Source organism: Bacillus sp. TH22 (assembly GCF_016651015.1).
GTDB lineage: Bacteria > Bacillota > Bacilli > Bacillales > Bacillaceae_G > Bacillus_A > Bacillus_A mycoides.
Map to the genome: position 1 here is coordinate 5,204,973 of NZ_JAEKER010000001.1, position 24,274 is coordinate 5,229,246.

24 protein-coding genes and 1 pseudogene are annotated in these 24,274 nt (G+C 35.0%); 15 read left to right on the forward strand and 10 right to left on the reverse strand.

The features are described from left to right. Positions 1-914 precede the first annotated feature (914 nt). The 8 genes from JFU18_RS26555 to JFU18_RS26590 all read left to right on the forward strand — a co-directional run bounded on the left by JFU18_RS26555 (position 915) and on the right by JFU18_RS26590 (position 9,977). On the forward strand, positions 915-2,234 hold the full coding sequence (locus JFU18_RS26555; protein ID WP_201034131.1) for an aromatic amino acid transport family protein: 1,320 nt from the start codon (positions 915-917) through the stop codon (positions 2,232-2,234). Between the two features lie 112 nt (positions 2,235-2,346). Then, complete coding sequence (locus JFU18_RS26560; protein ID WP_201034130.1) at positions 2,347-2,769, forward strand: SpoIIAA family protein; 423 nt, start codon at positions 2,347-2,349, stop codon at positions 2,767-2,769. A 218-nt stretch (positions 2,770-2,987) separates the two neighbouring features. After that, on the forward strand, positions 2,988-3,497 hold the full coding sequence (locus JFU18_RS26565; protein WP_201034129.1) for a heme-degrading domain-containing protein: 510 nt from the start codon (positions 2,988-2,990) through the stop codon (positions 3,495-3,497). Between the two features lie 388 nt (positions 3,498-3,885). Beyond that, entirely contained in the window at positions 3,886-5,370 is a 1,485-nt protein-coding gene (gene zwf, locus JFU18_RS26570) for a glucose-6-phosphate dehydrogenase (protein ID WP_201034128.1), read from the forward strand. Between the two features lie 95 nt (positions 5,371-5,465). After that, positions 5,466-6,359, forward strand: coding sequence for a phosphogluconate dehydrogenase (NAD(+)-dependent, decarboxylating) (gene gnd / locus JFU18_RS26575; RefSeq protein ID WP_002014034.1), 894 nt, complete (start codon positions 5,466-5,468; stop codon positions 6,357-6,359). 51 nt (positions 6,360-6,410) lie between these two features. Beyond that, on the forward strand, positions 6,411-7,079 hold the full coding sequence (gene fsa, locus JFU18_RS26580) for a fructose-6-phosphate aldolase (RefSeq protein WP_000667685.1): 669 nt from the start codon (positions 6,411-6,413) through the stop codon (positions 7,077-7,079). Between the two features lie 157 nt (positions 7,080-7,236). Next, a complete protein-coding gene (gene gntK / locus JFU18_RS26585) occupies positions 7,237-8,778 on the forward strand; it encodes a gluconokinase (RefSeq protein WP_033708043.1) in 1,542 nt (513 codons plus the stop codon). 137 nt (positions 8,779-8,915) lie between these two features. Next, a complete protein-coding gene (locus tag JFU18_RS26590; RefSeq protein WP_201034609.1) occupies positions 8,916-9,977 on the forward strand; it encodes a lactonase family protein in 1,062 nt (353 codons plus the stop codon). A 70-nt stretch (positions 9,978-10,047) separates the two neighbouring features. Here JFU18_RS26590 and JFU18_RS26595 read toward each other — a convergent pair whose 3' ends face one another. Then, a complete protein-coding gene (locus tag JFU18_RS26595; protein ID WP_001162783.1) occupies positions 10,048-10,221 on the reverse strand; it encodes a DUF1272 domain-containing protein in 174 nt (57 codons plus the stop codon). A 195-nt stretch (positions 10,222-10,416) separates the two neighbouring features. Here JFU18_RS26595 and JFU18_RS26600 point away from each other — a divergent pair, with 195 nt between their 5' ends. Together JFU18_RS26600 and JFU18_RS26605 are read left to right on the forward strand one after the other, a co-directional pair. Continuing rightward, positions 10,417-11,271 (forward strand): pentapeptide repeat-containing protein, encoded by an 855-nt coding sequence (locus JFU18_RS26600; protein WP_201034127.1) that lies wholly within the window; start codon positions 10,417-10,419, stop codon positions 11,269-11,271. A gap of 21 nt (positions 11,272-11,292) precedes the next feature. Then, positions 11,293-11,826: pseudogene (locus JFU18_RS26605) on the forward strand (hypothetical protein). 22 nt (positions 11,827-11,848) lie between these two features. On the opposite strand, the gene JFU18_RS26610 reads toward JFU18_RS26605, so the two are convergent. Further along, complete coding sequence (locus JFU18_RS26610; protein WP_201034126.1) at positions 11,849-12,736, reverse strand: DMT family transporter; 888 nt, start codon at positions 12,734-12,736, stop codon at positions 11,849-11,851. Positions 12,737-13,104: 368 nt separating this feature from the next. Between JFU18_RS26610 and JFU18_RS26615 the strand changes: the two genes are divergently transcribed. Then, a complete protein-coding gene (locus JFU18_RS26615; protein WP_265176833.1) occupies positions 13,105-13,866 on the forward strand; it encodes a glycosyltransferase family 2 protein in 762 nt (253 codons plus the stop codon). On the opposite strand, the gene JFU18_RS26620 is transcribed toward JFU18_RS26615, so the two are convergent. The 5 genes from JFU18_RS26620 to JFU18_RS26640 all read right to left on the reverse strand — a co-directional run bounded on the left by JFU18_RS26620 (position 13,835) and on the right by JFU18_RS26640 (position 18,716). After that, a complete protein-coding gene (locus JFU18_RS26620) occupies positions 13,835-14,758 on the reverse strand; it encodes an NAD-dependent epimerase/dehydratase family protein (RefSeq protein ID WP_201031471.1) in 924 nt (307 codons plus the stop codon). The genes JFU18_RS26615 and JFU18_RS26620 overlap by 32 nt on opposite strands. Further along, complete coding sequence (locus JFU18_RS26625) at positions 14,755-15,990, reverse strand: class I SAM-dependent methyltransferase (protein ID WP_201034124.1); 1,236 nt, start codon at positions 15,988-15,990, stop codon at positions 14,755-14,757. Before JFU18_RS26625 ends, JFU18_RS26620 begins: the two co-directional genes overlap by 4 nt. A gap of 12 nt (positions 15,991-16,002) precedes the next feature. Beyond that, complete coding sequence (gene rfbG / locus JFU18_RS26630; RefSeq protein WP_201034123.1) at positions 16,003-17,058, reverse strand: CDP-glucose 4,6-dehydratase; 1,056 nt, start codon at positions 17,056-17,058, stop codon at positions 16,003-16,005. A gap of 1 nt (position 17,059) precedes the next feature. Continuing rightward, the gene (rfbF, locus tag JFU18_RS26635) at positions 17,060-17,827 is read right to left on the reverse strand and encodes a glucose-1-phosphate cytidylyltransferase (protein WP_085311955.1); all 768 of its coding nucleotides are present in this window, start codon (positions 17,825-17,827) and stop codon (positions 17,060-17,062) included. Positions 17,828-17,942: 115 nt separating this feature from the next. Beyond that, entirely contained in the window at positions 17,943-18,716 is a 774-nt protein-coding gene (locus JFU18_RS26640; protein ID WP_085311954.1) for a glycosyltransferase family 2 protein, read from the reverse strand. Positions 18,717-18,940: 224 nt separating this feature from the next. Between JFU18_RS26640 and JFU18_RS26645 the strand changes: the two genes are divergently transcribed. The 4 genes from JFU18_RS26645 (at position 18,941) to JFU18_RS26660 (ending at position 22,008) form a co-directional block, all read left to right on the forward strand. Beyond that, on the forward strand, positions 18,941-19,348 hold the full coding sequence (locus JFU18_RS26645; protein WP_025149265.1) for a MerR family transcriptional regulator: 408 nt from the start codon (positions 18,941-18,943) through the stop codon (positions 19,346-19,348). Between the two features lie 119 nt (positions 19,349-19,467). Beyond that, a complete protein-coding gene (locus JFU18_RS26650) occupies positions 19,468-20,790 on the forward strand; it encodes a hemolysin family protein (protein ID WP_002137356.1) in 1,323 nt (440 codons plus the stop codon). Positions 20,791-20,843: 53 nt separating this feature from the next. Further along, a complete protein-coding gene (locus tag JFU18_RS26655; RefSeq protein ID WP_085311953.1) occupies positions 20,844-21,257 on the forward strand; it encodes an ATP synthase subunit I in 414 nt (137 codons plus the stop codon). A 199-nt stretch (positions 21,258-21,456) separates the two neighbouring features. After that, on the forward strand, positions 21,457-22,008 hold the full coding sequence (locus tag JFU18_RS26660; protein ID WP_002190204.1) for a DUF2179 domain-containing protein: 552 nt from the start codon (positions 21,457-21,459) through the stop codon (positions 22,006-22,008). Positions 22,009-22,029: 21 nt separating this feature from the next. Here JFU18_RS26660 and JFU18_RS26665 read toward each other — a convergent pair whose 3' ends face one another. From JFU18_RS26665 to JFU18_RS26675, 3 genes are all read right to left on the reverse strand, one after another. Beyond that, positions 22,030-22,317 (reverse strand): DUF3923 family protein, encoded by a 288-nt coding sequence (locus JFU18_RS26665; protein WP_201034121.1) that lies wholly within the window; start codon positions 22,315-22,317, stop codon positions 22,030-22,032. A gap of 17 nt (positions 22,318-22,334) precedes the next feature. Next, complete coding sequence (locus JFU18_RS26670) at positions 22,335-22,778, reverse strand: hypothetical protein (protein ID WP_201050375.1); 444 nt, start codon at positions 22,776-22,778, stop codon at positions 22,335-22,337. A 228-nt stretch (positions 22,779-23,006) separates the two neighbouring features. Continuing rightward, positions 23,007-24,203, reverse strand: coding sequence for an MDR family MFS transporter (locus JFU18_RS26675; protein ID WP_201050377.1), 1,197 nt, complete (start codon positions 24,201-24,203; stop codon positions 23,007-23,009). Positions 24,204-24,274: the final 71 nt, after the last annotated feature.

Below are 24,274 nucleotides of genomic sequence, written 5' to 3' on the forward strand. Positions count from 1 at the left end.
TTCGTTTAGCGAAGATTTTTGCAAAATGTTAGCGGTTCTCTTATTGTCATCAAGTTAAAATATGTATTTTCCTAAAAATGTATATGAATGCAATATTGATAATATATAACCTAAAAATTGGTTTATGTATTTAAAAAGAAATTTCTTTTTAACCACGTTAATTATTTATTAGAATATCTTTTTTAAGTCAAAATAAAATTTTTAGATAAAGAAGAATATAAATATTTTTAAAATGAGTAGCTTGAATAAACAATATTTTACTGTGTTTTTTGCTGATTAATTCCGTTATAAGCGATAGGAACAAGGGTTGCATGCTAACTGTAAATTATTATCCATGTAAAATTATATCCATTAGATATTTCTGGAAATATAAAAATATTAATTTTATAAATATACACGTTATAATGAGGGCGTCGAGAGAAATTTTATGATCTCTGGAGAAAATATAAAAAATGCGATTAATAGAAAGAAAGGCGTGTGATTAGAGGCGAAATGTATGTAAAGTGCTTCAGTGGCTTGTGTAATCAATACCATAAATGCTGCCGAAGTTATGAAAGTGATGTATAGAATTGAGAAAGAAATGCCTCATAAATGAAGAGAGGCCGGTTTATCTAAAATTACTGTTACAAGTAAGTAAGAGAAACCATTAAAGTAACACACTGTTATTAGAAATGTTGCAACGTATTTATGAAGTCTATTCAATATTGTTCTCTTAAGCGGTCTTTATATAAAGAGCGGATAGTACGAGTAAACTTTTTTGTGAACGCTAACTAGCGAATGTTTCAATTTGGATTCATTATGATGAAGGACATACAATGTGGGGCAACTTGTAAGGAATTTATTTTCCGAAAAAAGGGAATGTTCGTTAGCTATAAAGAGATACGCAAGAATAGGATACAAGGGGGAGTTATTATATGAACGGGAATACTGCAAAGAAAATAGAAGTTCAAGCTGAAAATATCGCACTAGAAAATGAGCAATATGCAGATCCGAAAAAGTGGCATAAGCAGGATACTACATGGGCATTGATCCTATTTGGAACTGCAATTGGAGCAGGGGTGCTCTTTTTACCGATTAATGCAGGTTCAGGTGGTTTATTATCATTACTACTAATTACATTGCTTGCATATCCAGTTATGTATTACTCACATAGGGCACTTGCTAAAATGATATACGCTTCTAATTCTGCTGATGAGGGGATCACAGGTACAATTAGAGAGTATTTCGGAAATAAAGCAAGTATCATTTTTAACATCGTATATTTCGGTTCAATTTATACAATCGTGCTAATGTATTCGGTTGCGCTTACAAATACTGCAAGTAGTTTTATCGTGCATCAATTGCACATGCCAGAGCCTCTAAGGGCTATTTTATCACTTGTATTAGTTCTTGGTCTTATCGCTATACTGAATTTTGGTCAAGATATTACTGTAAAGATCATGAGTATGCTAGTGTATCCTTTCATAGCTTCTCTATTTTTTATCGCAATATCTTTAATTCCACAGTGGAATACGTCAATGCTTAGCTTTTCAACTGTTTCTACTGCTTCAACAGGAACAGGATATTTTGGAACGATACTGTTGATTCTACCAATCATCGTATTCTCATTTAATCATTCACCTATGATTTCATCATTTGTTGTAAAACAGAGAGCTACGTATGGAATAGAAGCTACTGATGCTAAATGTGCGCAAATACAAAAAGTTTGTTATATCATGACATTCGCTGTAGTTATGTTCTTCGTTTGGAGTAGTACATTAAGCTTGACTCCAGAGGATTTAAAAATGGCAAAAGAGCAAAACTTATCAATCCTTTCATATCTTGCTAATGAGCTTAATTCACCTGTAATCACGATTGCAGCTCCAATCATTGCTTTTGTGGCTATTACAAAATCTTTCCTTGGCCATTATATCGGAGCATTTGAAGTAATGCGTGACATGATTATTAAGTTCGGTAAATCACGTGGGAAAGTTATTGAAGAAAAAACAATTAAGACAATCGTCCTTACTTTTGTTGTATTGTCATGCTGGTTTGTTGCTTATACAAATCCAAGTATTCTTGGACTTATTGATTCTCTAAGCGGTCCATTAGTTGCTGCTATCTTATGTCTATTACCGATGTATGCAATCAATAAAGTACCAGTACTAGCTAAATACAAAGGGAAAATGAGTAACGTATTTGTTATTATTGTAGGTGTACTTACTGTTTTAGCAAGTATTAAATCATTATTCTAATTCACGATTGTTAGTTCTAATGCAAAATAAAATAGAACGATTTTGGGACAGACTTCTCCGTTTGGAGAGTTTGTCCTTTTTTAATGCGTAACAATTTTATCTTATTGATTTTATGAGATATTTCCGCATAATTGTAACTAAGGGAGATGATTCCAAGTTGAGTAAGCTGAATATAAGCACAACAGTTTCAGGAGATATAATTGTTACCCATCTTATTGGCAAGATTAAAACAGATGATGTTTATGAATGGTTTAATGGCTTCGAGCAGGTTTGTCAGCAATTCATTTCCGAGGGTCGGAAATACAAATTGCTGGTAGATAGAAAAGGGTACACGCCAGATCATTTTTCTGTTCAAAAAGCATGGAAAGATAAGTTTTTCAATGAAACGATTTTGAATCACAGTAAGGCAATTGCTTTTCTCCTTGAAGAAGGGGAGATACTGAATTATTTAAAACAGTCCAATACAAAAGAATCTGTGAAATTTTTTGATGATTATGAACAAGCATTAGTTTGGTTGAATGGATATCCCATATGAAATTGTTAGCGAACCAGTTGCCTAAGTAACTGGTTTTTTTATGCTTGTAAGAAATATCCGGAAGAAAACTTCTATACGAGATGTTTAGTACGAAAGGACATACTTTTTTAAGGCGTTAAATATAATTCATAATAGCACCAAGAAGAAAAGAATACGCTTTACGGTATTAGTTATATGGAAAGGCCGTACGATAGAGTCACAGAAATTCAAAAATATCAATGTGGCATAAAGTGAGTAAGGGGGATAAATATATGAGCGCTTCAAATTTGAGTGAAATAAGTAAGCAAATTTTAATAGATGAGGAAACACTTCAATTTTCCTCTTTTACAAATGAAGATGCACTGCAAATAGGTTTATTTATCGTTGAAACGGCGAGGCAAGAAGGGAAATTGATTGCTGTTGATATAGCGAAAAATGGTGTGCAACTATTTCATTTCAAGATGACAGGGACAACTGCGGAAAATACGCAATGGATTGAGCGTAAAAAACGAGTTGTTTCTTTGCATAATCATAGCTCGTATTATATGCAGATACAAAGTGAAATAACGGGCGTTCCATATAATGAAAAGTATCTTTTAGATAGGTCGGATTATGCTGCGTTTGGTGGCTGTGTTCCTGTCCAAATAAAAGATGTAGGAGTTATTGGAATGATAACAGTTTCAGGATTACCACCAGAAGAGGATCATGAATTAGTTATAAGGGCAGTTAAAAATCATTTGAAACAATAGTAAAAAGGCAAAATCGAACAAGAATATGTTCGGTCTTGCCTTTTTATTATTCAGTTCATGAACATATTTCTAATAAGATGTTACGGAATTAAAATTTTTAATTCGAGACACTTTTCTTGACGATTATAATCTATGTAGTTAATATGATAGACGTAACGTAATTAAATTACTAAAAGTAATTAAGTTATTTTATGTAAGTTAAAATAAGTAAGTAGCATGTGGTAAAAATGCTTTGAATTGCCACTATTAATATTGGGGACAATTAGAAAGCGACAAATATAAAAAATTAGAAGTTAAGAAGTAAGGTTGGATCAAAAATAATAGTAGCTTCTGTACAATGCATTTTTACTAAGGTGACAATGACTATACATCACGAGGGGGACTGAAATTGGAATCAATGACCTTTGTTTTATTTGGAGCAACAGGAGATTTAGCTAAAAGAAAAATTTACCCCGCGCTATATAACTTATATAGAGATCAAAAGATTCCAAAGCCAATATCCGTTATTGGGCTTGGAAGACGTGAAGTATCTCATTTAGATTTTCAAAAAAGAGTAAAAGAATCCATAGACACTTTTTCTCGTCGCAAAGATGAAGGTACTCCGAAAATAGAAGATTTTTTAGAGTATTTTCGTTATTGTCCCTTAGATGTGAATAAGCCAGAAGATTATAAAAGGTTATTACAAGTAGTTCGTGAAAGGGAAGAAGAACAAAATATACAAGGGAATAGAATGTTCTACCTTTCAGTTACTCCTGACTTCTTTGAGACCATTGCTTTAAATATTAAGGAAAGTGGACTCGATGGAACGGATGGATGGAAGCGCCTGATGATTGAGAAACCGTTTGGTCATGATCTTACATCTGCCCGAGAGCTGAATGATAAGCTTAGTCGAACGTTTGAAGAAGACGAAATATACCGTATTGATCATTATTTAGGTAAACCGATGATTCAAAACATTGAAGCACTTGAATTTGCAAATCCTGTTCTCCAATCGATTTGGAATAAAGAACATATAGCGAATGTACAAATAACAGCTAGTGAAACGGTTGGGGTAGAAGAAAGGGCAGCATATTATGATCATGCAGGAGCCATTCGCGATATGGTTCAAAATCATATGTTGCAAATATTAATGATGACTGCTATGAATCTGCCGGAAAAGATAAATGCATGTGAAATTCGTGAGGAAAAACGAAAGGTAATGGAAACTCTTCGTAAAGTGAAAAAAGAAGACATTCAGAACCATATCATTCGCGGACAGTATGCTTCAGGAGAGATAAAAGGACAACAAGTTGTAGCGTATAGAGAGGAACCAGGAGTAAATCCTTCTTCTCAAACAGATACATATGTTGCGGCTCGCTTATGGATTGATAACCCATTTTGGACTGATGTTCCTTTTTACATACGAACAGGAAAAAGAATGAAAGAAAAGTCTACTCGTATTGTAATTGAGTTTAAAAATACATTAAAACAGCAATATCAAGATAGTAATCCAAATGCAGAGCCTAATTTGTTAATCATTGAAATTAGCCCAAATGAAAATGTTTCACTCCAATTAAATAGTAAAAATCCATTGAACAATGGAGAGCTAGAACCGATCCGTATTCATTTTACTTGTGAGCAAACAGGAGTGGGAATACCTGAAGCCTACGAAAGGCTTATCTATGATGCTGTATGTGGAGATTCTACATTCTTTGCACACTGGAGAGAGGTTGAATTGTCATGGGAATGGGTGCAGCCAATCCTTGAAGCGTTCGAAGAAAACTTGTTACCTTTTCATGAATATGAGTCTGGCTCGTATGGTCCGGATGCTGCTCATGCTCTATTACAAGAAAGTGAATTTAAATGGTGGTTAGATGAGGGATTGAAAAAATAAGTACATTCTTATAAGTAAAGCAATATGACAAAAGATATTCATCATTTTATTAACATGTATTTATGATGAAAGGTAATTCAAGGAGGAATTGTATTATGAGAGTAGGATTAATTGGTTTAGGTAAAATGGGATTAAATTTAGGGAAGAATTTAATTGATCATAAACATGAAGTAGCTGCATTCGATTTAAATACGAGTGCAGTGGAAGAAATGAAAGCGTATGGGGCTACAGGTACGTCTAGTTTAAACGAACTTGTTCAATCATTAGAATCACCAAGAATTCTATGGGTTATGGTTCCGCACGCTGTTGTTGATTCTGTTATTAATGAGGTTACACCGCTGTTATCAAAAGGAGATATTTTAATTGAAGCTGGGAATTCACACTATAAAGAGTCTATTCGCCGATATGAGCAACTAAAGACAGATGGCATTCACTTTATGGATGCAGGAACTTCTGGCGGAATGGAAGGTGCTCGTAATGGTGCTTGTTACATGATCGGAGGAGATCAAGAAGCTTGGGACATCGTTGAACCTATTTTCCGAGATACAGCTGTAGAAAATGGATTCTTATATGCAGGAAAAGCTGGTAGTGGTCACTTTTTAAAAATGATTCACAACGGAATTGAATACGGAATGATGGCTGCCATTGGTGAAGGATTTGAGGTTTTAGAGAAGAGTGAATTTGACTACGATTATGAAAAAGTATCAAGAGTATGGAACAACGGTTCAGTCATTCGTTCATGGTTAATGGAATTAACTGAAAATGCATTTTCTAAAGATGCAAAACTGGATGAAATTAAGGGCGTTATGCATTCTTCTGGTGAAGGAAAATGGACAGTAGAAACAGCATTAGACCTTCAAACAGCAACTCCTGTTATCGCAATGTCTCTATTAATGCGCTACCGCTCATTAGACAATGATACATTTACAGGAAAAGTTGTAGCAGCACTGCGCAATGAATTTGGCGGACATGCAGTAGAAAAGAAATAAAAATTTTAAAATTATAACTCGTTAGCGTTTAAAAAATGGAGGGAATGAATCATGAAGTTTTTTATTGATACTGCAAATCTTGAGGACATAAAAAAGGCATATAAACTAGGGGTTTTAGCTGGCGTTACAACGAATCCTTCTTTAGTAGCGAAAGAGGGCATTAAGTTTGAAGACCGTATTGCAGAAATTTGTCAGGCAGTACCTAACGTTGAATCTGTTTCGGCAGAAGTAACTCCAGATGTTGTTGCAGCTGAAGAAATGATTTCTCAAGCAGAAGAACTAATTAAAATTAACGGTGGTGATAAAAACATCACGATAAAACTTCCGATGACACTAGCAGGATTAGAAGCTTGCCGCTACCTTACTGAAAAAGGTGTGAAAACGAACGTTACACTTATTTTCACTGTGAACCAAGCTCTTTTAGCTGCTCGAGCAGGTGCAACGTACGTCTCTCCATTTTTAGGACGCTTAGATGATATTTCTGAAGATGGCGTATTATTAGTTGCTAAAATTGCTGAATTATTCGATGTTCATCAATTAGATACACAAATTATTGCGGCTTCTGTCAGACACCCAGACCATGTCACTCGTGTAGCGATGGCAGGTGCTCACATTGCAACAATTCCTTATAAAGTCATTGAACAACTTGCTATGCACCCATTAACAGATCAAGGTATTGAAAAGTTTGCTGCGGATTGGGCGAAAGCGCCTAAGTTATAATGAAATGAAGATTTCACTTTTCAAAATAGCACTATAGTTATGAAAAGGACCTCCTTATGAGAGAGAAGTTTATTAAAACGTAGCTCTCATAAGGGAGCGTCTTTTTTGTATACATCATGGTGCTCTTTTGTTATAGGAATAATTTGAAAGGGGTTACATAGTGAGCTCGAAATATATGATTGGTGTAGATATTGGGACAACTAGTACAAAATCAGTTTTGTTTTCGATTGATGGATCAGTTATTGCAAGTCATGGGATTGAATATCCTTTATATTCTCCCGCACCAGAAACAGCAGAACAAGATCCAGAAGAGATTTTTCAAGCGGTCATACATACGATTAAAGAAACTATACAATCAAGTAATGTGCAGCCAGTTGATATTCTTTGTGTTTCTTTTAGTTCGGCAATGCATAGTGTCATTGCTGTAGACGAAGCAGGGAAGCCGTTAACGAGATGTATCACTTGGGCAGATAATAGAAGCGCAAGCTGGGCAGAAAAAATAAAGAATGATATGAATGGTCATGAAATTTACCTTCGTACTGGAACACCAATCCATCCTATGTCACCACTTTCGAAATTAGTTTGGCTTAAGAATGAACATGATGAGTTGTTTGCAAAAAGCTATAAATTCATCTCTATTAAAGAGTATGTTTTCTATAAGTTATTTAAGGAATATGTAATTGATTATTCTATTGCATCAGCAACAGGAATGTTCAATTTGAAATTTTTAAAATGGGATGAGGCAGCTCTTCGTGTCGCAGGAATTACCGATAAAAAGCTATCTACAGTTGTTCCAACGACGCACAGTTTAATAGGGATAAATGAAGAACTTGCAAGAGAGATGAATGTACTTGTTACTACTCCTTTTATAATCGGTGCGAGTGATGGGGTACTATCGAATTTAGGTGTAAATGCAATAGAACCTGGAGTAGTTGCTATTACAATTGGTACGAGCGGTGCAGTGCGAGTTGTCACAAATCATCCTGTAACGGATCCGAAAGGTAGGACTTTTTGTTATGCGTTAACTGAGGACCTTTGGGTAATTGGTGGACCGGTTAATAATGGTGGTATGATTTTTAGGTGGGTTCGCGACCAATTATGTACGTTAGAAGTTGAGCATGGGAAGCGTTTAGGAAAAGATCCATATGAAGTGCTTACGGAAATAGCGGCAAAAGTGAATCCTGGATCTGATGGTTTATTATTTCATCCGTATTTAGCAGGCGAAAGAGCTCCTTTATGGAATGCAAATGCGCGGGGATCTTTCTTTGGGCTTGGACTACATCATAAGAAAGAGCATCTTATACGTGCTGTTTTAGAGGGAATCATTTATAACTTGTATACAGTTCTTCTTGCGTTAAAAGAACTAATTGGCGAACCGAAAAAAATTCAAGCGACAGGTGGTTTTGCAAGGTCAGAACTTTGGAGACAGATGATGGCAGATATTTTTCATCAAGACGTATACGTTCCTGAAAGTTTCGAAAGCTCTTGCCTAGGAGCGGCAATCCTCGGTTTATATAGCTTAGGTGAAGTAGATACATTACATGTAGTTTCTAATATGGTAGGTGCCAATTTTTATCATGAGCCAAACATGGAAAGTGTGGAGAAATATAAAGATTTAACACCGATCTATATTCGTTTGGCCCGTCACTTGGAAGAAGAATATGAAAGTATAGCAGCTTTTCAGAAAAAGTGGGTTTAGGGGCTATTTGGCAGAAAAATATGGTAGCGTATAAAGAGGTACTCCGATTTTTTAGGATATTCTTTCAATGAATAATAGTTTTAGGTTGCTTAGTAAGAAGTGTGATGAACAAAAACTATAGGGAGAGGGTTATGAAAATGACGGATAACAAAGAGTTTATTGGATATGTTGGAACTTACACGAAAGAAAATAGTGAAGGAATATATACTTTTACTTTACATACGGAAGCGCAAAAAGTTAGTAATGTAACACTTGCGGCTAAGATGGATAACCCTACATATGTAACGATTAGCAAAAATAATCAATATCTCTATTCTGTTGTAAAAGAAGGAGAAGCTGGTGGTGTAGCTGCTTATTTGATTAATAGTCATACTGGAGAGCTAGAGGAACAAAATAGACAAGTAGTAGAAGGGGCTTCTCCTTGTCATATTAGTGTGGATAGTGGAAATCAAACGGTAGTTACAGCGAATTACCATAAAGGAACGATTGAGTCTTTTGAAGTAGATGAAGAAAATGGAACTGTAAATCCTGCTTCATCTATTATGGCACATGAAGGTTCAGGTCCAAATAAAGAAAGACAAGAAAAACCACATGCACATTACGCGGGATATACTCCTGATGAAAAATATGTGGTAGGTGTTGATTTAGGGATTGATAAAATAATTACATATGGAATAAAAGATAGTACATTAAAAGAAGTGAATAGCTTGTCTGTGAACCCAGGAAGCGGTCCGAGACATATTGCTTTTCATCCAAATGGAAAGTACGCTTATGTGATGACTGAACTTAGTTCGGAAGTCATTGTGTTAACATATTATCCGGAAGAAGGATCCTTTACAGAGTTGCAGTATATTTCTACAGTTCCAAAAGAATTTGATGGAAATAGTCAAGGAAGTGCTATTCATATTTCTTCTGATGGCCGTTTTGTATATGCGGCGAATCGTGGGTATAATAGTATCGCTGTTTTCAGTGTAAATCAAAACTCAGGTGAACTTACATTTGTTGCACATACATCTACAGAAGGAAATTGGCCGAGGGACTTTGTGTTAGATCCTACTGGAAAATTTCTTATTGCTACAAATGAAAAGTCACATAATCTTGTGCTATTTTCAAGAAATGAAACGACAGGGAAGTTAACACTGTTACAATCTGATGTTGTTGTACCAGAGCCTGTTTGTGTTAAGTTTTTAAATGTTTAATTTGTGATTGGTAGAATTTCTATATACCCCAGAAACAGAAAAAAGCAAAGCGATATCGCTTTGCTTTTTTCTATTTCTTCTTCGGTCTACGTACTAACTCGCCGCCACAATTTGGGCAAACGTTTTGTCTTTCCTCTGTACATGGTGCACAAAATGTACATTCATACACGCATATGTATGCTTCAGAATCAGGCTGAAGGGAATGGTCGCAAATTTGACAGTTTGTTTTCATTTCTAATGCCATCGTAATCCTCCTCGTTATTTGAAAGTTCTTAATTTAATTATAATTAATATTGTAGTGGGTGTCCTTTTTAAATGAAAAGAAATAGACGGATTATGTTGTTGTTTGAAATGAAATAGGTCCATTTGTTTTAAAATTGATTATTTAGTGCAGTTGGAATATTATGAAATAGTCAAAAGACAACAGGGGGTATATATTTTGACTAATCATAACGACTATTTTCGTGTAGAAGAGGATGTAAATTACAATAGTTTAAAAGCGGATTGTGAAAAATGTTTTGGATTATGTTGTGTAGCATTACCGTTTGCAGCATCAATAGATTTTGCGGTGAATAAAGATGGTGGTAAACCTTGTACAAAATTACAATCAGATTATAAATGTAGTATACATAGAGATCTTAGAGGAAAAGGGTATAAAGGTTGTACAGTATTTGAATGTTTCGGCGCTGGACAAAAGATTTCTCAAGTTACGTTTAAAGGAATTGATTGGCGGAAAGATGCCGAGCATGCGAGAGAAATGTATGATGCTTTTCCGGTTATGCATCAGCTTCATGAAATGCTGTGGTATTTGAATGAGGCTATTCTATTAAAGTCGACGCAGACAATTCATAAAGAGCTGAAGGAAGCGATTGAAGAGACAGAGCGTCTTTCTAATTTAAGTCCAGATGAATTAATGGAAGTAAATGTGCCATTACACCGTGCAGAAGTGAACATTCTCCTTTTAGAGACGAGTGAATTAGTATGGAAGGAAATGAATGTTGCACGTAAAAAACGAATCAGTCACCGCGGAGCAGATCTTATGGGCGCAAATCTGAAAAAGAAAAATTTACAAGGGGCGAATTTAAGAGGAGCGTATTTAATTGCGGCTAACTTAAATGGAGCAGATTTAAGAGGAGCAGATCTCATCGGAGCAGATTTAAGAGATGCAGATATTCGCGGAGCAGACTTTACAAATAGTATTTTTCTTACGCAAGTTCAAATTAATGCGGCGAAAGGGGACAAACATACGAAATTACCGAAAGTGTTGTCTCGTCCAGCACATTGGACTGCGTAAAGTGTAGGGAGTTGTAATAGTGTGGATATTTTTCAGTATTTAGAGGAAATGCAGGAAGATGCATTTTTGTTATCAGTATCTCAAATAGAATTGAAGTATTATGATATTTGTCGCACACTAGCGTCAAGTGAGGATGTGGAGCGCATTAAATTGATTCCATTAGATTCATAAAAGGAAAGTATGAGGATAGGTTTGAAAGAAGCGTTAGAAATTGCTGAAAGTGAAGAAGCAAAGGCGATTTATTTTGAGTATGATCTTGATAATGAGTGGGATAGTCAGTTTTATATTTGTGACGATTATATGTTTCTTGAAGAAGATGAGGATTGGGCAAGTGATTGGACGGATGAAATAGAAGGACCATCTTTAGGAGAGTTAGCTGATATTTATGGTGAAAATGGCTTTGATTCAGATAAAAAGGCTGTAGGTATTACTTTATATTTAATCGCAAGAACGGTGTGTAGTTTTATAAGTGCATGCAGTGGATTACAAAGTAATATACCAATTTGCATCGGTTTTCACGCCCAAGATCCAATTATGCGAACAGGAAGAGACTAAGTCTCTGCCTGTTTTTTTTATACTATTTTTGCTTTTCAAAAGTAGTAATTATAACACTGCATATAATAAGGATACCACCAATGAAAAAGTTACTGTTTAACGTCTCATTTAACAGGATCCAGCCAAGTAGCGAACCAACGATAGGCTGAAAGAAGAAGAATAATGAACCGATGCTAGCATCCATTAATTCTAACCCTTTATTCCAAAGAAAAAATGCACCTGCGGTTGAGACGATTCCTAAATAGAGTACGCCTAATACTACATACATGTTCATATGTTCAATAGGATTTGTTTGGAATTCCCATACCATAAAAGGTGTAATGAAAAAGAGTGAAAAAAATATTGCGTACGTTGTAATAATTAAAGATGAAAATCGAGCGGAAGCGATTTTTACATAAATGGATAGTAAAGCCCACGTAATAGCGGCTCCAACTAAAATGATTGTACCGATAAAATAGGAGCCGATTTCAATATCCCATCCGATAACGATAATGACACCGATTGTCGCTATTATAGTTGATAAAAGTCTACGAGCAGTTAGTTTCTCTTTTAAAAGGAGCGCTGCAAATATAACCATAAATGCAGGTGTAGCTGATGTCACTAAGGAGCCTGTATGAGCATCGGATAATTTCGTTCCGATAAATTGACATGTGATCGAAATGAAATACCCGATGAATCCAATCCAAGCGAATAATAGCCAATCTTTTTTGTGTATGGTTACTTTTTTCTTTTGCTTTTTTTCAGTTGTTTTCAAAATCGCATATAAAACAACAAAAGCGATAATAAAGCGTAGCCAAACGAGTGTAAGTGGCGGAATAAAGTCGAGTACGTATTTACTAACGACGTACATACCGCCCCAAATACTTGCTGCTAGTGATAAACATATAGCTCCTAAAATGGTTTGTTTCATTTGAATGACCTCCGTCTATTTTTAGGGTTATGATTTATTCCCTAAGACGAGGCATGGTGCACTTGTTATATGAATGCCCGTCTTAGATTATAGACGGCCTACAGGTTGATCGTTTTCGAATGAAGTGTTGTAGTACATGAGCGCATTCCTCCTTCATAATTTTATAATGATATTATAACTTAATTTTCAGTTTATTGGGATGTTAATTGTACGGAGTTGATTCTTTAGAAAATGGTGGTTGTCGAAGAAAGCATAGTATATGGTAGAAAAACATATTTTAAAAATAAAAGAAACCAATTACATAACTGATAAGTATATTAAGAGTAGGATGAAAAAGTAGATTAATAGAGAAAGAGGAGGAGATTATTATAACTACAACCGTTATTTCTCATTTTTACAATGAAGAGTATTTATTACCGTGGTGGCTTATGCATCATACGAAACTGTTTGATCATGGTATTTTAATTAATAAAGGTTCTACAGATCGCTCTGTGGAAATTTGCAAAAAGTTCGCACCGCATTGGGAAGTGCGAGATTCTGAAAATCCAGAATTTGATGCACTAGCAACAGATCGTGAAGTAATGGGGGTTGAACAAGAGGTAGAAGGGTGGAAAATAATTTTAAATACGACTGAGTTTCTTTGTGTACAAGATAAAGAGCAGTTCTGGAAATCACTAAAAGACTTAGGAGGGAGGATGTACGGGTTAGAAGGCCTTATAATGGTAGAAAATCCAAACTATAATTATCCAAAACTTAGGTATAGTATTTCTCTAATGAAACAGCGATTTCACGGTTACTTGCCTGAAGATTGGGAGCTGTGGAGAAGAGGGAGGTTCATTCACAATCACGAATATGGAAGTTATACGGCTGGAAGACATTTAACTATGCATGAGTCTATGAATTACCCACCTCTTGCATGTATTGTATGGTTTGGATTTAGTCCGTGGAATGATGCGATCAAAAGGCGCAAATTACAAATCGGGCCAACTCTTTCTCAAGGTAGTATACATGCGGGAATGGGGACGCATCATATTATTACACCTGATAGATTAGAAGCATGGTATAGAGAACTAGCGGGAGGAACAAAGGATCTGCGTTTCAGTGATGCATATCGTTATGCTTTTTTATAAATGATTCCCACCATAAAATTGTATCTTCAATTCCAGTGTTCAAATCGTATTTTGGTTTCCAGTTCACTTCGCTTTTTAAACGTTCCACATTAACACCAACAAATAAAGGTTCATCTTTAGGGAAAGGGATAGCACCTAGTTTAATTAAGTTTTCCTTTCCTATCTTTTTAGCAATGATAGAAGCTAATTCTTTAATTTGTACAGATTGACCAGAGGCGATATTTATTGTGCCTGTAACGTTGCAACTTAATAATGTTACAAGAGCGTCAGCGACGTCACCCACATGGAGGAAATCTCTTGATTGTTTTCCATGTGTACATAGTGCTTCTTCGTTTTTTAATAAGGAAGTGATAATGTTAGAAACGAGTCGACTGCCATGTTCGTAAGGGCCATACATATGAAAAATTCGTCCCCAACAAATGCTAAGGTTGGTTTGTTGTGCGTACGATTGTAGCCAGGAGTGCAATGCATTTTTACATAATGAATACGGGGTTTTATAGGAAAGAAGCGGTGAACCTTCAAATAATACACCGTTAAACCACTCATACTCTGCGCCGGTACCTGCAACAACGACCCGCTTTCCACCACATGTTGTGAAGTGTTGAATCAATGAGATGCTAGACTGAAGCCAATAGTAATTATTAATAGATATATAACATGCTGGCGGCACTGCTTCCCAAGCTAAATGAATGAGATGACTAGGCTTCATGTCGTAAATGAGTTTTTTTACTTCTTCATCGCAAAGTAAGTTTACTTTATGCCAATGGCAGGAAAGGTGAGAAGGTTTATTTTTATTGTAGGTGGCGTGCACTTCATAGCCCTTTTGTATAAGGGAATGTAAAATATATTTACCGATCCATCCACTACCACCTGTTACAAGGATTTTTTTCATGGTTCGATCACGTCTACTTCTGGGATCATCACTAAAAATTTGCCGCCCCATTCACGGATGAAGGAGCATTCTTTCATAATTTCCTCCTTTAAATTCCAAGGTAATATGAGAATATAATCAGGTTTTGTCCGTTTAATTTCTTCTGGGGATTTTATAGGAATACGAGTTCCTGGCAAAAGGAGATTTTGTTTATAAGGATTTTTGTCTACCGTATAAGATAGAAATTCTTTTCCGATTCCACAATAATTTAAAAGGGTGTTTCCTTTAGCGGGAGCGCCGTAGCTGATAACTTGTTTATTTAAAGCTTTTACTTCGATAAAAAACTTCAAAATATCTATTTTTAATTGCTCCACTTGTTTCGAAAAAAGGAGATAGCAATCCAATGTATCTAGCCCATGATCCACTTCTTTTTGGATTGCTTTTGAAACATTAGAATGGATAGTTGATTGTGCATGTATATGGTTTATAAATACACGCAAGGAACCACCGTGTGTTGAAAGCTCTTCTACGTCCACAATTTGTAGATCATAATGAGCTAAAATTTTTTGCAGACTTATAAGTGAGAAGTAAGAGAAGTGCTCGTGATAGATTGTATCGAACTGTTTAAAGGAAATAAGGTTTAATAGGTGCGGGAATTCAATTGTAATAGTGCCATCTCGTTTTAATAATGTTTTTAAGCCGGCGACAAAATCATGTAAGTTTGGAACGTGGGCTAATACGTTGTTTGCAATAATTAAATCAGCTTGTGGACTACTGCTTATTAATTCTTTTGCTAAGTCGTTACTGAAAAAATTTATATTAGTAGGAACGCCTTTTTGTATAGCGATTTCTGCTACATTTTTCGCTGGTTCAATTCCAGTAGTATTGATGTTTTCTTTTTGGAAGTATTGTAATAAGTATCCATCGTTACTTGCGATTTCAATAACCTTTGAATGTTTCGTTAGGTTGAAACGCTTAATTGCCATTTCTACGTATTGTTTAGCGTGCAATAGCCAACTCGAGGAGTAAGAGCTGAAGTATAAATAGTCATGAAAAATATTTTGTGGGGATTCAAATTCATCTAATTGTACAAGTAAACAAGAGTTACAAACAAATGTATGCAGTGGATAAAAAGGTTCCATTTTATATGAGTTTTCTGGAGCTACAAATGAGTTAGCGAGAGGGGAAACACCTAAATCTATAAAAGTATCTTTTAACAATGAGTGGCAAAAACGGCATTTTTTTTGTTCCATTTTATAGCCTCCTTATAAATTTTTGAATGCATCGATTTGTTGTCGTGTGAATGATTCTATATTTTCACCGGATGCATATTTTTCGTACCATTCAACGGTCCAAGCGATAGCATTTTCTGTGGATAGCTTAGGAGTCCAGTCCAGTTTATTTACTGCTTTTGTACTATCGAGTGTTAAAATAGGTGATTCATAAGGAGTATTTATAGTGGGAGAAAGTATTGTTAATGGTTTATTCCATAATTTTATTACAGATTGAATGACATCATGGACGGTTCTGTTAGCCTCGTTAATTGGTCCGAAATTCCATGCTTCTGCATACTCTTTATGCTTCCAAAGTTTCTCAGCTAAAAGGATATATCCATGTAAAGGATCCAAAACATGTTGCCACGGTCGGATAGCATTTTTGTTTCGAATACTTAAAGGACGGTCTTGTAAATATGAACCAATGATATCTGGGAATAAGCGATTTTCTGCCCAATCACCACCACCGATGACATTGCCTGCTCTTACTGAGGCGAGTGAAAGGGTGTTCGTGTGAAAAAAAGATTTTTGATATGATGTTGCAACTAATTCAGCGCAAGCTTTACTAGCACTGTATGGATCGTAGCCCCCTAAACGGTCGGATTCTACAAATGCTCGATTACCGCTCCCATCATTCGCATAACATTTATCACTCGTAACATTAATAATGAGACGTACGCTTTCGACGTACTTTGTTGCTTCTAATACGTGAACAGTGCCTAAGACGTTTGTTTTAAATGTATCAATAGGATCTTTGTATGAAGTGGTGACGATTGGTTGAGCTGCTAAATGAAATATCATATCAGGTTTGTGCTGTTTTATGGCATGGAATAAAGAATCGTAATCTGTAATGTCTCCTTCAATTGTAATGCACTCTTTTGCTGCGTTACATTGTTCAAAAAGGTTAGGAGTTGAGGGAGGGTGAGAAGAGTAGCCGATTACTTCTACGCCTAAAGAAGTTAAAAAAAGGGTGAGCCATGAGCCTTTAAAGCCAGTATGTCCTGTAATAAATACTTTTTTCTTATTCCAAAAAGATGATGAAGTCATATTACCAGACCTTCCATGGAGCGTCATTATTTTCCCATAGCTCGACTAATTTATTTTTATCGCGCAATGTATCCATCGGATGCCAAAAACCAGTATGCTGAAATGCTGCCAGTTCATTTTTGTTTACTAACTGAACTAAAGTTTCGGTTTCAAAAACAGACTTATCTCCACTAATGTAATTGAAAATATCATGATTTAAAACAAAAAATCCACCGTTAACCCATCCACCATCACCTAGTGGTTTTTCTTGAAAGGATGTGACAGATTGTTTATCTAAAACGAGAGAACCAAATCTACCAGGAGGTTGTACGGCTGTAACAGTAGCCATTTTTCCGTGTTTTTTATGAAATGCAATAAGTTCTTTTATATTTACATTACTTAATCCATCACCATAAGTGAGACAGAAAGGTTCGTCTCCAACATAATTTTTTATCTTTTTAACTCGTCCACCCGTTTCGGTATTTAGACCAGTATCGATTAATGTAACTTTCCATGGTTCTATACGATGAGAATGGCTAGTAATTGTGTTGTCGCTTAAATGTATTGTGAAATCGGACATGTGTAAGTTGTAATTTAGAAAAAACTCTTTAATTGCATATCCTTTATAGCCTAAGCAAATAATAAACTCAGTAATCCCGTAATGGCTAAACAAACTCATAATGTGCCATAGAATAGGTTTTGTTCCAATCTCAATCATAGGTTTTGGTTTTAAATGTGTTTCTTCCCCAATTCTTGTACCGTATCCACCAGCAAGAATAACAGCTTTCATTTTTTCCTCCTAAAATAAAAATTTATAATATATACAGTATTCATATTTTATGCAAATGAGATTGTTTTTGATTAAGCGGATGAAATGGTGTGAGGTGATGACCATGCAAAAAACATTATGGTTTAAACTTTGGAAATAATTCTTGATATTCAGGATTATTACGGAGGTCTTGAGTTACGTTACTAAGCTCTAAAAAACGTGTTTCCAGTTCTTCAGGAGATTGACCGTAATGTGTTTGGAGTCCCATTTGAACACCTATTTTTGAAAGGGTAGGTGTAATTTGTAATTTTCTTGCCTTTGACTGTTCATTCCAAGGGCTAAAATAAAATTTTAAAATAAATGAAGGATAGTCATAAACTATATTCCCGTGCCGCGAATAATGTCTACCAGGTAAATATGCACCATCTAGATGATTGTGAATAAATCTCCAGGCACATCCGGCTTTTGGGTTATAAGGGAAGACGCCGTGGTATCGTTGTTCTACTAATGGGATAGAGTATCTTGGCTTTGAATAATTGTACTTATGGCTATCTATCATTAAAATCATTCTAATCGCATACATATTTTGTCCTAGTGCATGAAGAGATGAGAAAAACTCTTCTGTATTATTACAACAAAAGAATTCAGTAGTATTTAAAACGATTTTCCAACCTGAAATTTCTCTTTCAATTCCCATCACTTCAATATCAGTATTAGTTGGATCAAACTCAAGAAATCTGGAATCTCGCACTTCCCAGTGGGGTGCGAATAATTTACAAATCTCTACGGAACGATCAGTAGAACCTCTATTAATTAATATACCGTGATCAAATACTTTTGTATGATGCATAAGCCACCATGGAAGTAGGTATTCTTCATTATAAAAATGAGAAATGATAGTTTTTTTAATATTAATCTCCTCCTATACAAGCAATCGTTATTAGTAAGGTATGCTGTTAAATAAGAAAGGTTGAAAGGAAAAGCTGTATAGTTATAGATTAATTGTTTTTATTAATAAAGGATGAAAGTTAGAAATTTGTATAATTTGTGAATGATAACCATCACGTTTGACTGTACAGTTTATGTACTGTATGATAGTAGTAATATAAACAAGGGGGGAAGATCGTTGGGAAGGTGTATCGAATCGGACAGTTGGCTCTCATGGCTCACGTGTCGAAACGAACGATTGATTATTATACGAATCTAGGAATCTTAAAAGCGGAGCGATCTCAATCTAATTATCGCTATTACGACGAAACAGCATTTGAGACATTACAATTTATTGAGAAGTGCAAAGAAATGCATATGCCGCTTTGTGAGATTAAAGAGAAAATCGAGGAGAAGAAGAAGCTGCTCGGTATCAATGAACACGTTTCGAAACAAGTGAATGAAGTGACAGACCATATTCATCGATTAGAAGCAGAGTTAACGGAGTTAAAGCCGCTTTTAGATGAATTGACTGATTCACAACGTGAAAAAATATCGAAATCTTTATCTGGTCAAACGACAGCTTTAATACAGACACTTGCTCTATTATTATAGAATAAGTGAAATCCGACCTCTTTAATTTTTGTATCGGGCTATGTTTTCTAACGAACAAATAAGAAAACATTATAGTATACAGGAGGTGGACACCTTAGTTTTTTAACTAAGGGGATTCATTGGAAATATTTAATTTAGTCATGGTTGCGATTTTAATCGCATTTACTGGATTTTTCGTAGCAGCAGAGTTTGCGATTGTAAAAGTACGTTCAAGTCGTATTGATCAGCTTGTTGCGGAAGGGAAACGCGGTGCTTTAGCAGCGAAAAAGGTAACAACAAATTTAGATGAATATTTATCTGCTTGTCAATTAGGTATTACAGTTACAGCTATGGGATTAGGTTGGTTAGGTGAACCGACAATCGAAAAGTTATTACACCCGTTATTTGAGAAATGGAACATAAATCCTTCTATCTCATCAGTATTAACTTTTGGTCTTGCTTTTATGCTAATGACATATTTACACGTTGTAGTAGGGGAATTAGCTCCGAAAACGCTGGCAATTCAAAAGGCTGAAAAAGTAACGTTGTTATTGGCAACTCCGTTAATGATGTTCTATAAAATCATGTATCCATTTATTTGGGTATTGAACGGTTCAGCTCGTGTTATAACTGGTTTATTCGGTTTGAAACCAGCTTCTGAACATGAAGTAGCTCATACAGAAGAAGAATTACGTCTTATTCTTTCGGATAGCTATGAAAGTGGCGAAATTAATCAAGCTGAATACAAGTATGTAAATAATATCTTTGAATTTGATAATCGCATTGCGAAAGAAATCATGGTACCGCGTACAGAAATCGTTGGTTTCTATCTTGAAGATTCAGTAGAAGAACACATGAAAGTAATCCAAAATGAACGATACACACGTTATCCGATTTTTGGAGAAGATAAAGATGATATTATCGGTATGGTCAACGTAAAAGATTTCTTTATTCGATATATGAACAACGATCAAGAAGATTTATCATCGATTCGCACGTATATGCGTCCGATTATTGAAGTTATGGAAACGACTCCAATTCATGATTTATTACTGCAAATGCAGAAGAAGCGAATTCCAATGGCTGTTTTATATGATGAGTACGGAGGAACAGCTGGAATTGTAACGCTTGAAGATATATTGGAGGAAATCGTCGGCGAAATTCGTGATGAATATGATGAAGATGAAGCACCACCAATTCAACATGTGAACGAGTATCATAAAATTGTTGATGGAAAAGTGCTTATCTCAGAAGTAAAAGATTTGTTTGGATTACACATTGAAGAAGACGATGTGGATACAATCGGTGGATGGATTATGATGCAAAATCATGAAATCGAAGAAGGACAATACGTTGAAGCAGAAGGCTATGAATTTAAAGTGTTAGAAAAAGATGCTTATCAAATTAAACGTGTTGAAATTCAAAAAATGGAACAAGAACAAGAGAAAGCAGCAACTGTGTAAGTTGCTGCTTTTCTTCTGACACATAATAAAATGTGAAATTAGGAGCGGATATTTTGATTCAAGTAGCCTTACGTGTATATCGATTACAATTGTATACGATCTTTAGTGGTTTACTACTAATGTGGGCGGTTACTCCGTTTGGGAAACAAGTGACAGGGTTCGGTATCGGTTTAGCAGTTAGCGCATATTGTCTTTGGCTATTAGCTCGCAGAGTGGAGAAATTAGGAAGAAGTATCGTGATGAAAGAAAAGGCTCCTGGATTAGGAGTTCTAAACCGATTTGCAGCCGCAATATTAGGGGCTATCATTATGTTTGAAATTGAGCATGAAATGGAAATGTGGGCATTTGGTACAGGCATTTTAGGTGGTCACTTTTTAATGATTGCAAATTTAGCTTATGCAAATATGCAGTTAGTGAAAGAGGAAGAGAAGCAAAGGGAACATGCTTCGAAAAACATAGAGCTATGATGAAGGGGCCTAATGGGGTTCCTTTTTTGTGTTTAAGCGAGCTAATGAAAGGAATCAAATTTACGACAAATATAATACGCTTCTTTTTTATGTTTTTCAATAGTATGAAAAATAATGTAAAAAAATTTAAAAACCCATCGATTTTTAAAGGTTATGTATGTTATTATGACAAAAGACTTTTTGAAAGAGGTGGATACCAATGTTACAAGCGTTACTTATTTTTGTGCTTCAAATTATTTATGTTCCAATTTTGACAATCCGTACGATTTTGCTTGTAAAGAATCAAACAAGATCCGCTGCTGGTGTTGGATTGTTAGAAGGAGCTATTTACATTGTCAGTTTAGGTATTGTGTTTCAAGATTTATCAAATTGGATGAACATCGTTGCCTATGTCATTGGCTTTAGTACGGGACTTTTATTAGGCGGTTATATAGAGAATAAATTAGCAATTGGTTATATTACGTATCAAGTTAGTTTACTAGACCGTTGTAATGAATTAGTAGATGAACTACGTCACTCTGGATTTGGCGTTACAGTATTTGAGGGCGAAGGTATTAATTCTATACGTTATCGCTTAGACATCGTTGCAAAGCGTTCTAGAGAAAAAGAACTGTTAGAAATTATTAATGAAATTGCACCGAAAGCGTTTATGTCTTCTTATGAAATCCGTTCGTTTAAAGGTGGATATTTAACGAAGGCAATGAAAAAGAGAGCATTGTTGAAGAAGAAGAAAGATGAACATGCATCGTAAAGAAAAGGGAGTAGTGCAGCTTTAAAAGCACGGCATAATCCCCATAGAAAAAAGAGAGGAATCTATATTGAAAAAGATTCCTCTCTTTTTTCTGCTTTTTCTCAGATTAACAATTAACCATACAACTTGAATAATTAGTGGTAATATAAATGCAATTAATAAGACGATAAATGTCACTAATTTAAGCTCTGGTGTTTGAGTAACACCAGCACCATCAACCTCTCTTAGCCAAATGATAGCTGCCAATATCCCAAAAATGGTAATCCAAAATATGTTACCAATCCACCAAAAAATCCATCGTCTTTTCATATTAGCACCTCTTATATTTACCCTCTGTTAAAAGTATATTTTCGGTTGTTATATTTAAATGAAATAACTATAAAGCTACTTTTTTCAACTGTATATCTAACTTGTTTAAAGGTTGCCATGTCTCCATCTTCGTTATCATCTTTCGTTTGCAAAAGTTGAACTCTTGGCTTGTAGTCTGTCCTATGAGCGTGCTCGATATCTTTAATGTTAAGTTTGTAGGATTCACCATTATTTATTTTTTGTTCCAATACTTTTTTATTGGCAACATAAATAAAAGTTACTTTATTTTCATCAATGCCCTCGGTCTTAATTTCTAATTCATTATCTTTTGTTGTAATCGTTGGTGTTAATAATTCAATACTGCCGCCTCCGGTTTCTAAAGACTGTTCTACTATAGTTGAACATCCGGATGAAATGATTAGGATGAATAGAAGAAGGCTAAATCCTTTTATCTTTTTCACAAGATCCCCCCTGATTTAAAAACCTTTTGATTTGTCATTCCTAGATCGTTAGTGTGGAACATAGATAAATAGCTATTAATCTGACAATATTATACCATAATATGTAAAATGTAACAGGTGTATATTTACTTTAAGGGATAGCTTCAGGATTTTATGTTTTTTATCGTATTGAAAGATACGTTTATTATTGTAAATTCGCATTTCCTAATTCTTGAAAATTGTAATTTTTTAAAGGTGTTTCGTATCTTTACATAGGGAGTCATGTTCTTTAGAAATAAGTTTTTTAGTATATAAAATATGTAATGCAATAAAGCAGATAAGTCCAAATGTACCGAAAATAAGCCAAGGTGCATACATTCCGTTTAAGTTCGATGTAAACGATGTACCGGTATAATTACCAACGATAAAACCAAATGCGAGTGATAGTTGATAAAATCCGAAATAAGTAGCTGTATACGATTCGTTACTGTAATTTGCAATAGCGATATCAGCGTTAGGTAATACGAGCGTTTCACCGATTGTAAATAAAATTACACAAATAAATAGCCAATATGGATGTTGGAATAAAGGAATGAGTAAAAAGGAAATACCCATTAATAAAACACCGTATTTAATAATAGAAAGTGTGTTGTATTTATGGAAAAGTTTCCGGAATAATACCATAAATATGACGCCTGTTATTGCATTTATCGTAATAACTAGTGTAGCGAGCTGGTTGCTATTACTAATGTTTTTCATATGAAGTGGAAGTGCGACAGTTAGCTGAGTAAACATAATATAGAAGAAAATCATAATAAATGAAAACAAAAGGAAAGATTTGTTTTGTAAGATAGACTGTATCCCTAATGTAATAGACGTGTTTTCAGTAGTGACTTGGAAGTGATTTTTAAGTAAGTAAAAGATAAAAGCGAATAACAGCATAAGAGATCCTGTTAGAGAAAAAGCATAGATTGGATCGAGTAAGAGTAAGAACCCTCCTGCAATTGGTCCGATTATTGCACCGCAATTAAAACTAAGGTTTAAATATGTAAATAAATTTTTTCTCATATGAGCTGGTTGTGAGCCGAATATGGCGCGCGCAGCAGGTTCGTAAAATGCAGTTCCGAAGCCAATAAGTGCAGAAGAAATAGAAATTGTATAGAAATCAGAGCATATTCCTAAAGCGATAAATCCGATTCCTCTTAAAAATAATCCGGCTATCATCATAATGATATAGCCTATTTTGTCAGCGATTAATCCTGAGAATAATGGGGTAACTCGTGATGTGATTGTCATAACCGTCAACACTGTTCCTACTTGAACAGCAGAAAAATGAAGAAAGCTTAATAGATAAATAGCTAAAAATGCGTATACTGCAAAATACCCAAAAGACATAAAAAATGAAGAAATAAGCATGAAACGTATCGGTATTGAGAAACTTTTCATAGAACTCCTCCTAATGTTGTAACCGGTAAAATTATTTGATGGTTAACTATTTTATATTATAATTATATATA